This window comes from uncultured Treponema sp., from assembly GCF_946187725.1.
Classification (GTDB): domain Bacteria; phylum Spirochaetota; class Spirochaetia; order Treponematales; family Treponemataceae; genus Treponema_D.
The window spans coordinates 1-12868 of record NZ_CAMHSK010000038.1 but is presented as its reverse complement, the minus strand read 5'-3'; the positions used below and the strand labels follow the sequence as shown (position 1 = coordinate 12868).

The following is a 12868-nucleotide window of genomic DNA, read 5'->3' as shown; positions in this document are numbered from 1 at the left end:
TTTTTTTTATTCAGTCGTGATATTCTAATAGTATAATGAAACGCGTTTTTTATTTCGCATTTATTTATTTGGCTTCAATGTTTGTAGGCACTCTTGCTTTTGCGATGCTCTTCATGTTCAGTTGTAATCTTTCCATGTTTGTTACGGGGCTGCCTGCATCGTTTTTCTCCCTTCATTTTTTCATGACAGGAATTTTAGTTTCTCTTCCTTTGGTTTGTGTTCTTGTTCAAGTTTTACTGATTTTCTTTTTAGTTCGTCATCCAAAAAAGAAGATGAGTTCATTCTTTCTTTACCTTTTTTTCGGTCTTCTTTCGTGGTTTGTTTTCATTCCTACTGATTTAAAGCTCATTTCTCGATATGAATCAGATTCAATCGTTTCACGGGTTCAGTCAACAAGCAGTGGTGTTTTCAGAAAAGAGGATAATGGTGTTTATTATTATTCAAGAATAAACGAAGACAACAAGGCGGATGGGGTTTTCATTGACACTGACGGATATTTTGGCACTGAAGGAGCCGTCATTCCTTTTTTTGATTCTCCTGTCAACAATGAATCTGCTTTTCCATATTCAGACATCCTGATTAAAAATTCTTTACAGCCACCTTATATCGTCACTTTCCCTCTTTCAATTTACAGTGCGCTTCTTACAGCTGCGGGTTACAGCATTTCGCTTGGATTTTTGGCATGGCTTGCTTTTGCTTCTTTTGGTTTGGCATTGCTTTCGGTTTATGGACTTCAATTTGCAAGCTCATGGAAACTTGCGAATGTTGCCTGTATTATTACAGCAGTTCTTCTGATTGTTTTGGTAAATTACTTCTATTATATGAATATTCTTCCTGGAGTATTGCGTGAAATTTCAGCAAAATTGGCTCAATTCTCTGGAATAAAGGATTCGCTGATTATCCTTGTGAATTTGATTGTTTCGGCGCTTCTTATTGCTTTTGGAGTTCTTATGGGCCTTTACCGCTATGGAACTTCAAATCTGGAGAGTGATGAATGAGAAAGACTGGACTTATCGTTTTGATTTATGCGGTTTTCGCATTTGGATTTTGTCTGCTTGTTTCGTTTTTGATGAAAAATCTGCCTGTTTTGCTTCCCGGAGAAAACAATTCATATATTTTTGTGCGTGGATTATTGTTTTTCTTTAAATTCTTGCCAGCGCTTATTTTCAGCGGTTTTTTGATTGGATGTGCAATAAATTACGGAAAGGACGCTGAAAGGGCAAAAATCAAGTATTCACCGCTTATCATGGCGCATTTTCGCCGTACAATGATTTCTTCTATTATCATTGTTCTTGTTGTTTCTTTTGTAAGTGAAGTTTTTATACCTGTTTTTGAGCAGAAACAGAATCAGGCAAAAGTCAAACCAGTTCTTTTTTCTGAGTTTATGAATTTGGGCCGGGAAAATTTTGACAAAGGCAACATGAAGCTTGCATTCGAATATTCTTACAATGCACTCTTATTGAACCCAAAGGATAAAGATGCTCTGTATATCAAAGAACATTCTGAAGCAGAGCTAAATTCATTAAAAATGGTTCTTGATCGCCCTGAAGAACCGAAATTCGTTTTTGTTCCCAAAAAGGAAACAAAAGGCGAAACGGTCACATCTCTGCTCAATAAGGCAAAAGCGGCCGCAGAAAAAGAAAAATGGTTTGATGCTCATTATTATGCCTATCTTGCTGTTGAAATCGGAAATGAACGCGAGATAAATCTTGATGAGGCAAATCGTCTGGCAAGCGAGGCATGGAATCATCTTTTTGATCCGACCGTCATAAAAGAAACTGATGAGCAGATTTTGTTCCGAAAAAAGCGTGAGGCATATAAAACCCTTATCCGTGGTGATAACATCGAAGCTTATTATCAGTTCCTTGAAATCGCTTCATTTTCGGATGTGGCGGCAAGAGACGGTGATGTTGTAAAATTCCTTGCAATTGTCAGTCAGCGACTTGAAAATCAATGTTTTTATATCGAAGAAGTTGAAAATTTACAGCGATTTGAATCTTACAACAATGTATATTTTTCCATTTCCCATGATGATGGCACACGCGATGTCGTTTATATCCGTGGAATTACGCCTGTCAAAAATTCTGGGCGCATGGTTCAATATCTTCGTGGATTCACTTTGTTTACCTATTCAAAAGAAGGAAAATTTTTACGCTCGATTTATGTTCCTTATGCAAAAATGCTTTCTCAGAAGGTCGAGAGCTTTGATGAGTCTTCAAAATTGCATTTTGGCATCAAAGATGAATATAAGAGCGTACCATATCTAATGCTTGAAAGTATTTCAAAAACTGACAGGGCAGGGCGGCTTTCGCCAGTTTATGAATATGACGCTGATTTTACACGAAAAAATGAGCCTTATTTAAACAATTATTTTGTGCTTGCTTTGCCAGTTGCCGATTTTAATCTTCTGTGTGATGCAACGGTTGGTTTTGTAAAGATGAGCCTTATTTCCCTGATGAAATTCCTACCAAAATCAAGGATGTACGGTTATTCTTATGAGATTTGCAATTCTGATTTCTTGTACAGGCTTACTTTCCCGCTCATAATGCTTATCTGTTGCATTTTTATTGCGAGCGCTGCATGGAATTATCGTTTGAGGGATGAGCAGCTTTTTAAATTCAAGTGGATTTTCCTGATGCCGCCAATTACGATTATCCTGTATTTTGCCCTTGAATGCGGATTGTATGCTTGCCGTGTTTTGAATTATGCACTGGTAATTATGCTTGGCAGTGGGGCAGTTTATGTTTCCGTTTCGCTGCTTGTGCTGATTTTTGTTTTGATGTGTTTCAATTTTGTTTCACGCACAGCAGATTAATAATTAAAATTTAGTAATAAGAAATTTGGGCGCTACCATCGTTTCCTTCGACTTCGCTCCGGAACCGATGGTCGGGCTTTTCGGGGTTGTCATTCGCTTCGCGAACGGCTTTCGCCGCCCCTACAATCCCTAGCGCAATTAGTCCTCAATCTCAACCTGTTCGATTCTAGCTCCAAGAGAGCGGAGCTTTTCAACTAAGTTTTCGTAGCCGCGTTCAATCTGATACACATTGCTAATTTCACTTTCGCCATGTGCGATAAGGGCCGCTATGACCATCGCCATGCCTGCGCGAACATCCGGTGATACCAGTTTATCGCCGTGTAAAGTGCATGGGCCAGAGACAACGGCACGATGCGGATCACAGAGCGTGATTCTTGCGCCCATTGAGATTAATTTGTCTACGAAGAACATTCGGCTTTCAAACATCTTCTCAAAAATAAGGACTGTGCCTTCAACCTGCGTTGCGACAACTGTCATGATTGAAGTCAAATCTGGCGGGAAACCTGGCCATGGAGAGTCATCGATTTTTGGAATCATGCCGCCCAGGTCGCTGTTGACCTTCATTTCCTGACCGAGAGAAACCGTGAGAGCATCGCCTTCGATTGTCCATCGGATTCCGAGTTTACCGAAAGCCACACGAAGTGGACGCATATCTTTTGGATTTACGCCTGTAATTGTGATGGAACCTTTTGTGGCAGCGGCCAATCCAATGTAAGAGCCGATTTCCATAAAGTCAGGGCCGATTGCAAAATCTGTGCCGTGAAGTTTTTTAACACCTTCGATTGTAAGGATATTGCTTCCTATTCCAGAGATTTTTGCACCCATTGATGCAAGCATGTTGCATAAATCCTGAACATGAGGCTCACTTGCCGCATTATTGATGATGGTTTTGCCTTCTGCGAGGACAGCGGCCATAACAGCATTTTCTGTCGCAGTGACTGAAGTTTCATCAAGGAATATGTCTGCACCGACGAGTTTATTTGCGGTAAAGGTAAAAGGCCCCTGAACTTCGATTCTGGCGCCAAGTTCTTCAAGAGCAAGGAAATGGGTGTCTACGCGACGACGACCGATTACATCTCCACCCGGAGGCGGCATGACGGCTTTTCCTGTTCGGGCAACAAGCGGGCCTGCAAAAAGGATTGATGCACGGATTTTTTTGCTAAGTTCTGCAGGAATGTCAGATGAATGGATTGAAGAAGTGTCGATTTTCCATTCGTGTTCACCGAGTTTTTCGACGCTGGCTCCCAATGCCTGTAAAATCAAAAGCATTACGCCAGTATCTTCGATTTCCGGGATATTTCTTAAAATGACGACATCTTCGGTTAAAAGTGCTGCTGCTATACATGGTAAAGCCGCATTTTTGTTTCCGCTGGCGGCAATTGTTCCACGAATCGGGATTCCGCCTTCGATTCTATATTTATGCATTTTTCCCCTCTATTCCTTATTTTGACACAAATTTATCAAAACTTCCACCGATTTCTGCATTTCGTTTAGACTTGCCCATTCTTCTCTGGAATGGAAATTATGACCGCCGGTGAAAATATTTGGAGTAGGAATACCCATTTCTGTAAGTCGTGAACCGTCTGTTCCTCCGCGAATTGGAGTGAAAATCGGTTCGACTCCGGCTTTTTTGTATGCAGCAACGAGTTTTTCAATAACATCCGGCCTGTTTTTGAATCCGTCTTTCATGTTAAGATACTGCTGCGTGTGAGTGACTTCAGCCTTTCCGCCAAAGCTAAGTGCGGTGCTCTGTGCAAGGGTTTCTACGAGTGATTTGCGCTTTTCCATGCTGGTCATATCAAAATCCCTCAAAAAGAGAACGACTTTTGCGCTTTCAATTGAACCTTCGATTGTCATTGGTGCATAGAAGCCTTCGTAGCCATCTGTGGTCTCTGGGGCTTCATGGCGTGGAAGATTTGTTACAAAATTGCTGGCCATAGTGATTGCGTTTACGAGTGTTCCTCGTGCAGTGCCAGTATGTACGGAAATTCCTGTGAAAGAAATTTCAGATTTGAAAGCATTGAAGCACTCTGTCTCAAGCTCACCGAGATTGCCGCCGTCAACAGTGTAAGCATATTTTGATTTGATGAGATTTAACGGAACATTATCCATGCCATGCCCGGTTTCTTCATCTGGAGAGAAACAGACTTCAATTGCGCCGTGCGGGATATTGTTTTTTATAATGAATTCCACAGCGGTCATGATTTCAGCGATTCCGGCTTTATCGTCTGCTCCGAGCAAAGTTGTTCCGTCTGTTTTGATGATTGTATCACCGTTTTCACATTTGCTGAGTTGTGGCTTTACATTTTGCCCGCTGACTTCCTCAACAGTATCCATATGAGCAAGAAGGCAAAATGATTCGATTGTTTCACAACTTGAAGTTGCCGGCAAAAATCCGTAGACATAACATTCTTTTGTGATTTGAACATTCTGAAAATTGAGGGATTTTAGTTCTGATTCCAGGATATGAGCCAAATCGAATTGTCTTTGAGTTGAAGGCTGATTGCCATTGTCGGCTGACTCTGAATCTGAAGTTGTCCAAACTTGAACATAACGCAAAAATCGCTCTAAAAGCGAAGATTTAAATTCATCATTAAGCATAAAATGAATTATACTAAAAATCTTTGCATTAGTCAGTGAAATTATCCTGAAGCATGAGAAACTATGAAGAGATTTTATGTAAAATGCGCGAGAAAATTACTTCTTCTTGCGGTCTTTTTTGTGTTTTTTCTCGACTTCTTCGATGAACTTTCCGTTACCGCCGGTGCTTCGGCTTGGCCCCATGAATTTTGACTGAACTTCGCCAGTCTTTTTCATGGACCTTACCATGCTCTTTTCGGTGCTAGAAAGCTGCCTGAATTTGGCACGGAAACTGTCAGGATCAGAAGTGCTCAGGTTGAAAATCTGTACTGACATGTAGAGAAAAACCAAAATTGCAATCGTAACAAGACCGATTACGCATTTTTTAACTGCTTTAAGCAGTTTTTCTTCGTCGATTCTTTTAGCCATAATGCACCTCCTCGAAATAGAATTCCATCCCGCCTATATTATTACACCGGAATTTTGGATTTGCAAGGTTTGGGAGGCGCTTATAACTAAATTTTCTTACTTTCTTTTAAGATTTCGATTACTTCTTCAGGAGTTTTTGCGTTTAAAAGAGCATTTCTGACTTCTTCACGCATCAAAGCACCAGTGAATGCAGACATTGCCCGCATGAGAGGATTTGCTCCGTCAATTGGTGCGACGAGCATTACAAAAATATGAGTCGGATTGCCGTCAAGCGATTCGTAATCCATTCCGTTTCGTTTAATTCCGATTGCAACACATGTTTCTTTTACACCGTTTGTTTTTGTATGTGGAATTGCGATTCCTTTTCCGATTCCTGTACTCATTGAAGCTTCACGCTCTTTGAGGGCATTCATGACCAGTTCCCGATTCGTGACATTTCCGGACTGTTCAAGGAGAGAGAGCATTTCTTCGAGAATTCCGTCTTTTGTATCTGCTTTCAGGTCGAATGAAATCGATTTGGTATTGAGATAACGCTTGATTGAATTTGTTACTCGATTTTCCGGGCAGGCAAAGCCATATTGCAGTTTCTCAGTGTTTTTAAGGGCTGTAAGTGACTGCATGGATTTATTGAGACGAATCATGATTTCATAAAGCTCGCCTTTGACAAAACCCATGTCCTGTTCGGCTGTTTCAATGATAAGACTTGTGCCGTTTTCCTGGAGGGAAATCGTTGTGTCTCCGCGTCTTGCTGTGCAAAGTCCGTCCGTAATATTCATCATTTGAACATAGAAGCCTTCGGCACGCAAATCACGGTGCAGGAAATCCATAATGAGATGTGTTAGTTCCTGATTTTTGAAATCCCATTCGAACTGCTGATTTTCAGAAGAGGCAATTTCTTTTTTGGTTCCACGACCTTTGATAGAAAGCGAGACATTGAGGATTGGAGGTGCGATGAGCGTTGTTACCAGGGTCATTAAGATTACTACGCCGAATAAATCCTGATTTACGATAGGTAAACCTGCCGCATCTTTTGCTGTAAGTCCGATTCCTGCGATAATCAATGCAACTTCGCCTCTAGGAATCATGCCAGCACCGATTCTGAATGCGCCTTTAAGATTGAAGCCAAGCCCCAAAGCCGGAGCGCCACATCCGAGGAGTTTTGACAAAATTGCAATCAATGTGTAAATTCCGCCGCAAATCAAAACATTCTGGCTGAAAAGTTTTGTTACATCGACGCTCATACCGGTTACTGCGAAGAAAATCGGAACAAAGAATTTATAAAGCGAATGAATCTTTTCCTGAATAACAGGTGCAATGTCTGTTCCTGAAAGTGCAAGGCCAGTCGTATATGCACCGATAATCATTGCAATGCTCTGTTTTTCAAAAAATCCTGCGAGAAGGAAAGCTACTCCGAGAGCGGCGATTGAAAAATCAGTTGCACCACCAAAAAATCTTACAAAGCGGGCGATTTTTTTTGAGAAGAGGATGAAAACAGCAGTTGCAACCAGCCAGATACCAAATGCCTTGAATGCGATGATTCCAATTTTGCCGCCAGAAAGGGCTTCTCCGCTTCCCAAAGCTCCGACAATTCCCATGACTACGGCAAGAAGAACGATACCGAGTACATCATCGAATACTGCTGCGGCGAGGATTGTTACGCCCTCTGGCGAATCCATTTTTTTGCGGTCGCTTAAAATTCGGGCAGTGATTCCGACTGATGTTGCAGTGGACATGATTCCCAAAAACAAGCATTTTACATCGAAAAGACCGCTGCATTCGATTCCAAGAACAGGAAGGATGAACATTGCACAAGCGACTCCGAAGAAGAACGAAACAACGACTCCTCCGATACCGATGATTCCGCCAGAAACAGAATATTTGATGAAGAGGGAAAGATCGGTTTCAAGACCTGAAGAAAAAAGCAAAATTATAGAAGCGATTTGTGCAAAAGCGTAGAGTTCGGGAGAGACAGCACCAGCAAGTGAATCTACTACGCCAAAAAGACCGTTCGGAAATCCTGGGAGCGCAATTGAACCGAGTGCAAAAGGTCCGATAATGATTCCTGAAATGAGTTCGCCTAATACAGACGGAATTCCAACGCGAGCGGCAAGTTTACCGAAAATTCTTGCTGCAAAAATGATTACAGCAAGTTGAAACACGAGATTCGTGATGATGTGAGTGATGTCCATAATATGATTATAATAGCAAAGTGTTGAAATACTGTGAATGTTTTGCGGTTTGTTTGAAAATCTCGCAAAAATTACCGTATTTGTCCGTCGCCGTCAATCAGATATTTTGTTGTTGTGAGGGCTTTGATTCCCATTGGGCCGCGGGCATGAAGCTTTTGTGTTGAGATTCCAAGTTCTGCTCCGAAGCCGAATTCGCCTCCGTCAGTGAAGCGGGTTGAGCTGTTTACATAAACACAGGCCGCATCGACTTTTGCCTGAAAGAGCCTTGAGTTTGCTCGGTTTTCAGTAACGATACATTCAGAGTGCTTTGTATTGTGCGTGTTGATGTAAGAAATTGCTTCGTTTACATCTGCGACAATTTTGACTGCACAAATCATGTCCAGAAATTCGAAACCGAAATCTGATTCTTGCGCAAGTGTGCAGTTAGTAGGTAGCGGTGAGCAGTGTGAAAGAATGTCGAAAGTTTTTTGGTCGCAACGAATCTGAACTTTATTTTCAAATCTTTTTGCGAGCCGTGGCAGGAATTCTTCGGCTACTTTTTCATTTACAAGGATACACTCAATGGCGTTGCATGCTCCCGGACGCTGGGTTTTTGCGTTCCAGGCGATGTTCTCTGCCATTTCAAGATTTGCGCTTTCATCGACATAAAGATGGCAGACTCCGGCACCTGTTTGAATTACTGGAACTTTTGCCGTATCAACGACCATGTTGATAAGTTTCGCACCACCGCGCGGGAGAGCGACATCAACTTTTCCGACTGCAGTGAGGATTTCCTGAACTTCATCATGGCTTTCACAGGGAGCAAGTTCTATTGCCGAAGCAACACCGAATCCCTGTGCTTCTTTTGATTCCAGACCAGCTTTAATGGCCGAGACAATTGCTTTGTTTGATTTGAGGGCACTTGAAGAACCGCGAAGAAGGATTGCGTTTCCGCTTTTATAGGCAAGTGCAAATGCGTCTGCTGTGACATTCGGGCGGCTTTCGTAGATGATTGCCACAACGCCGAGCGGAACTCGTACCTGACGGATTGTCATACCGCCGGGTGTTTTCCAGCCAGCTGTTTCTTCACCGATTGGGTCAGTCTGTGAAATGATGATTTTTATTGATTCGATAATAGAATTGATTTTTTTGTCATCGAGGGCGAGTCGTTCTACCAGACTTTCACTCATGCCCTTTGCACGGGCGGCAGCTACATCTTCAGCATTTGCCGCGAGAATATCTGGACGCATCTTTTCTATAGAAGAGATTACTGCTGAAAGAGCGATGTTTTTTTGTGCGGCCGTCTGAAGTGCAAGAGTATCGCTTCCTGCGCGAAGTTTGTCACAGATTTCGTTAATGTTCATAGGCTTAGTAGTTTGCAAGGAAGTACATAGCAATGAGCATCACTGCCTTGTTTTTTTCGTTTGACCAGTCGTTTGATTCTGGGAGGCTGTTTACATACCACCAGAAAATACCGAATTCGGGATCAATGCGGAGAGCATATTCTGCGAAGTCGGGGCTTTTTGCCATTGAACCGAACATGAGGTAAATGACATCAGCAAGGATTTTAGTAAAGGAACCAAAAACTTCGGCCCATTTGTTTTCCTCAATAGAGGCACAGTATTTTTCAAGTTTAACGAGGATTTCTTCTTTGAGGGAAAAATCAGAATGATCAACCCAAGTTTTCTGAATTAACAAAGTCAGGTTCTTTTTGAAAGATGTGATTAGCTTTTTAGTGCTTTCGTCTGAAGAAATATCGAAATCGCTTCCGAACAGTGAAGCTACAATCGACGCTGATTTTGAGATTTCGGCATTATCCGAAGAATCAAGCAATAAATCTAAAGAATCAATGACATCTTTTTCTATAAAATCTCTTATTAAATCGTTCATGTTATGGCTATTTTAGTTGATTGCAAACATTTATTCAATAAAACTAGCTTTTATGCTTAATTTTTTCTTTGAATTCTAAAAAATCCTGTTGTATAATTTTAGTGCTATATCGATGAGAATTACATTCGATTGGCTGAAGGGGGAAAAATGCCGCTCACAAATTTAAATGGAAGTGACCTGCAAGAACATATAATTGAAGGTAGGAAAACTTTTTTCATTTGCCCTGACGCAACGCTCCTTCCTGAAACATTCCTAGAAGATTTTATGGCTCGCGGATATGAGGCTTATATCATTGGTGATGACCGCTATTGTCCGCTCAAAGCAAAAGTTGAAGTCATAATCGAAACATTTACCGATTCAATTCTTTTTTTCTATATTGATGCTGATGTTCCTGGAATTAAATGGGAAAAGTATATCCGTGAATTGCAGGAAAAATACATGGGCCGCATTCTGATTGGTGTTCTTTATGCTAAGCGTCAGAATGAAGAAGAAAAGGCAATGCTAGAGAAGTATTATCTTTTCACCGTGGGAATTCAGTGCGGATGTATTTCTCTTGAATATCAAAAAGCCAAAAATTTTATCCTAATTGATAAAGTAATGTATGCCAATCAGGCCTGCGGACGGCGAAAAAACATCCGTGCAATTTGTGACACCCGAAGCAAAGTCAGTTTTGTTACAAAGCACGGTCAAATCAAAGGAAATATTCTTGATGTCAGCATGAGCCATTTTTCGTGTATTTTCGAGAGAACTTTGGACATTCAGATGTACGAAAAGGTTCCAAAGATGCTCATAAACATAAACGGTCTTCATTTCGTAAGTGATGCGATTTTAGTCATGCAGCGTCAAAAAAATGGTGTCATGCTCAATGTATTCGTATTCTCAAATTCGATGGGGCAGCAGGGTGTTGAAAGTGATTTGCAGTCGCGGCTTCTGGAGCGAATATATCAGATGACCAGCGACAAAACAAAATCACTGATGCGCTACAAATTTGAGGATGCTCGAAAGCATCTTCGCGATTATATGTCCGAGGATGATTTGTGGGAAGCTGGCTATCGCGAGTATGAATTATAATTTTTTTCATTTGATCTGATGATTCTGGCGGAAAAGTACAAAAAATTGTTTGTTTTTGTAGAAAAATACATTCTATCATTATAGATGTAATAATTTTTCGTTCATGTTCATAGGAGTAAAAAATGAAAAAGATTTTAGGACTTGCTGCAGTAGTTGTTTCTGCAGCGTTCATTTTCGCAAGCTGTGGTTCAACAGCAGAAGCTTCAAAGGCAGCACCAGCTGAATCTGCAAAAGAAGAAAAAAAGGCAGAAGACCCGAATGCTGTTCCAGAGGGAATGGAAGCTTATGAATGGAGTTTCCAGGATGTCGATGTTTCTGCAGTAAGCGACAAGGCTGAAAAACCAACACTTACCGCAAATTATGACTATCCTTCAACACCAGAGGGCTTTGTCCTCACAATGGGTGCAGGAAAATACAATAAAATCCTTGCAGACGGAAATAGCGGAAATTCTATCATGAAGATGGGTGGTTCAAAAGGATTCATTGAGCCGCACGCAGACACTTTGGTAACAACAAAAGTTACAGGTCCATGTACAATCAAGGCTGTTCTTGGATGCAATTCAAGCTCAGACAAAACAGACCGCTATGCTTTCATCAAAATTGGTGACACAGAATATGCTGACGAAAAGCTCAAGGCAAGCAATATTCTTCCAGCAAGTGGTCAGGTAATCACCGCTGAGTACACAGGTACAGAAGAAGCTGAAGTACGCATCGGCGGAACAGGAATTACCCGCATTTATCATGTAACAATCTTGAAAAACAAATAAGATTTTAACTTTTTGAAATCAAGGCACTCTTTCGGGAGTGCTTTTTTCATTTGAACAGAGCGTTGATTTTCGTTAGAATAGTTCTACTATGGAATTTACACAGGAATCAATCGACGCTCTCGTTGTAAACGAAGTCGAAATCATGAAGAGAATCGCTGAGGAACTTAACATTCGTGTTCAGCAGGTCAGCGCTGTTATCAGTTTGGTGAATGAGGGTTGTACAATCCCTTTCATTTCTCGTTACCGCAAAGAAAAGCATGACAACTTGAATGAAGTCCAGGTTACGGACTGCGACCACTTGTTCAAATCATATAAAAATCTTGAAGAACGCCGCCTTGAAATCGTAAAAGGCATTTTCGCACAGGGCAAACTCACAGAATCACTTTATAACGCCGCAATGAACGCAAAAACACTCACAGAGTTGGAAGATTTGTGGGCACCGTTCAAAAAGAAGAAGAAGACTCGCGGTATGGTCGCTGCCGAAAAGGGCTTGGAGCCATTGGCAGATTTCATTATTGGCGAGAACGACGATGCAGCTGTTGAAGCCGAAGCAGAAAAATACATCAAAACAGATAATGAAGATCCGGCCCTCAATGTTGAAACTGCAAAAGACGCAATCGCTGGTGCTCAGGACATCATTGCTGAGCGCACAAGTCAGGACACAGACAACCGTGCTGCAGTTCACGACCTTTACATGAGCGCAGGCACAATCCAGACTAAGGGAATTGTTCCGGAAGGTCAGGATGCAACTGTTGCAGAAAACACTTCAACTTACAAAATGTACTGGGATTACTCAGAGCCTCTCAATCAGGTTAAGCCGCACCGAATTCTTGCAATCAACCGTGCAGAGCGCGAGAATGCTTTGAGCGTTACAATCGATGTTCCTGTTGATGATGCAGTAGCATTGCTCCAGAAAAAGGTAAAAATCTCAAACAAATATCATAAAGATGCTATCGAGGATGGCCTTGTTCGTCTTCTTTCTCCGGCTGTTGTCCGCGAAATCCGAAGTGACGAGACTGACGAAGCTGATGACCACGGAATCGAGCTTTTCAGTGAAAACCTCAAGAACCTTTTGATGACTCAGCCAATCAAAGGAAGCCGTGTTCTCGGAATCGACCCTGGTATCCGAACAGGTACAAAATGTGCCG

General features: G+C 41.6%; 11 protein-coding genes. 5 read left to right on the top strand and 6 right to left on the bottom strand.

Annotated features, from left to right (window positions below):
• Nucleotides 1-35 precede the first annotated feature (35 nt).
• The gene (locus Q0Q74_RS11675; protein WP_294431045.1) at nucleotides 36-998 is read left to right on the top strand and encodes a hypothetical protein; all 963 of its coding nucleotides are present in this window, start codon (nucleotides 36-38) and stop codon (nucleotides 996-998) included.
• Nucleotides 995-2815, top strand: a complete 1821-nt coding sequence (locus Q0Q74_RS11670; protein WP_294431044.1) for a hypothetical protein — start codon at nucleotides 995-997, stop codon at nucleotides 2813-2815. Before Q0Q74_RS11675 ends, Q0Q74_RS11670 begins: the two co-directional genes overlap by 4 nt.
• A 138-nt stretch (nucleotides 2816-2953) precedes the next feature.
• Here Q0Q74_RS11670 and murA read toward each other — a convergent pair whose 3' ends face one another.
• The 6 genes from murA to Q0Q74_RS11640 all read right to left on the bottom strand — a co-directional run bounded on the left by murA (nucleotide 2954) and on the right by Q0Q74_RS11640 (nucleotide 9882).
• The gene (murA, locus tag Q0Q74_RS11665; RefSeq protein ID WP_294431041.1) at nucleotides 2954-4240 is read right to left on the bottom strand and encodes a UDP-N-acetylglucosamine 1-carboxyvinyltransferase; all 1287 of its coding nucleotides are present in this window, start codon (nucleotides 4238-4240) and stop codon (nucleotides 2954-2956) included.
• A gap of 9 nt (nucleotides 4241-4249) precedes the next feature.
• Nucleotides 4250-5416, bottom strand: a complete 1167-nt coding sequence (gene pepT, locus Q0Q74_RS11660; RefSeq protein WP_294431039.1) for a peptidase T — start codon at nucleotides 5414-5416, stop codon at nucleotides 4250-4252.
• A gap of 96 nt (nucleotides 5417-5512) precedes the next feature.
• Complete coding sequence (locus Q0Q74_RS11655; RefSeq protein ID WP_294431037.1) at nucleotides 5513-5824, bottom strand: hypothetical protein; 312 nt, start codon at nucleotides 5822-5824, stop codon at nucleotides 5513-5515.
• Between the two features lie 86 nt (nucleotides 5825-5910).
• Complete coding sequence (locus tag Q0Q74_RS11650) at nucleotides 5911-8013, bottom strand: cation:proton antiporter (RefSeq protein ID WP_294431036.1); 2103 nt, start codon at nucleotides 8011-8013, stop codon at nucleotides 5911-5913.
• A gap of 71 nt (nucleotides 8014-8084) precedes the next feature.
• Nucleotides 8085-9356 (bottom strand): glutamate-5-semialdehyde dehydrogenase, encoded by a 1272-nt coding sequence (locus tag Q0Q74_RS11645; RefSeq protein ID WP_294431035.1) that lies wholly within the window; start codon nucleotides 9354-9356, stop codon nucleotides 8085-8087.
• A gap of 4 nt (nucleotides 9357-9360) precedes the next feature.
• On the bottom strand, nucleotides 9361-9882 hold the full coding sequence (locus tag Q0Q74_RS11640) for a hypothetical protein (RefSeq protein ID WP_294431033.1): 522 nt from the start codon (nucleotides 9880-9882) through the stop codon (nucleotides 9361-9363).
• Between the two features lie 147 nt (nucleotides 9883-10029).
• Here Q0Q74_RS11640 and Q0Q74_RS11635 point away from each other — a divergent pair, with 147 nt between their 5' ends.
• The 3 genes from Q0Q74_RS11635 to Q0Q74_RS11625 all read left to right on the top strand — a co-directional run.
• Nucleotides 10030-10953 carry a hypothetical protein gene (locus Q0Q74_RS11635; protein ID WP_294431030.1) on the top strand — a complete coding sequence of 308 codons (924 nt, stop codon included), beginning with the start codon at nucleotides 10030-10032 and terminating at the stop codon, nucleotides 10951-10953.
• A 122-nt stretch (nucleotides 10954-11075) separates the two neighbouring features.
• A complete protein-coding gene (locus Q0Q74_RS11630) occupies nucleotides 11076-11720 on the top strand; it encodes a hypothetical protein (protein WP_294431029.1) in 645 nt (214 codons plus the stop codon).
• Nucleotides 11721-11808: 88 nt separating this feature from the next.
• Nucleotides 11809-12868, top strand: a 1060-nt coding sequence (locus Q0Q74_RS11625; RefSeq protein WP_294431027.1) for a Tex-like N-terminal domain-containing protein, incomplete at its 3' end; no start/stop codon positions are given.

Excerpts from the sequence above, each read along its gene's own strand:
- Q0Q74_RS11675 (WP_294431045.1), top strand. The coding sequence starts at position 36 with ATGAAACGCGTTTTTTATTTCGCATTTATTTATTTGGCTTCAATGTTT.
- Q0Q74_RS11640 (WP_294431033.1), bottom strand. The coding sequence starts at position 9,882 with ATGAACGATTTAATAAGAGATTTTATAGAAAAAGATGTCATTGATTCT.
- Q0Q74_RS11635 (WP_294431030.1), top strand. The coding sequence starts at position 10,030 with ATGCCGCTCACAAATTTAAATGGAAGTGACCTGCAAGAACATATAATT.
- Q0Q74_RS11670 (WP_294431044.1), top strand. The coding sequence starts at position 995 with ATGAGAAAGACTGGACTTATCGTTTTGATTTATGCGGTTTTCGCATTT.
- Q0Q74_RS11650 (WP_294431036.1), bottom strand. The coding sequence starts at position 8,013 with ATGGACATCACTCACATCATCACGAATCTCGTGTTTCAACTTGCTGTA.
- Q0Q74_RS11630 (WP_294431029.1), top strand. The coding sequence starts at position 11,076 with ATGAAAAAGATTTTAGGACTTGCTGCAGTAGTTGTTTCTGCAGCGTTC.
- murA (WP_294431041.1), bottom strand. The coding sequence starts at position 4,240 with ATGCATAAATATAGAATCGAAGGCGGAATCCCGATTCGTGGAACAATT.
- Q0Q74_RS11655 (WP_294431037.1), bottom strand. The coding sequence starts at position 5,824 with ATGGCTAAAAGAATCGACGAAGAAAAACTGCTTAAAGCAGTTAAAAAA.
- Q0Q74_RS11645 (WP_294431035.1), bottom strand. The coding sequence starts at position 9,356 with ATGAACATTAACGAAATCTGTGACAAACTTCGCGCAGGAAGCGATACT.
- pepT (WP_294431039.1), bottom strand. The coding sequence starts at position 5,416 with ATGCTTAATGATGAATTTAAATCTTCGCTTTTAGAGCGATTTTTGCGT.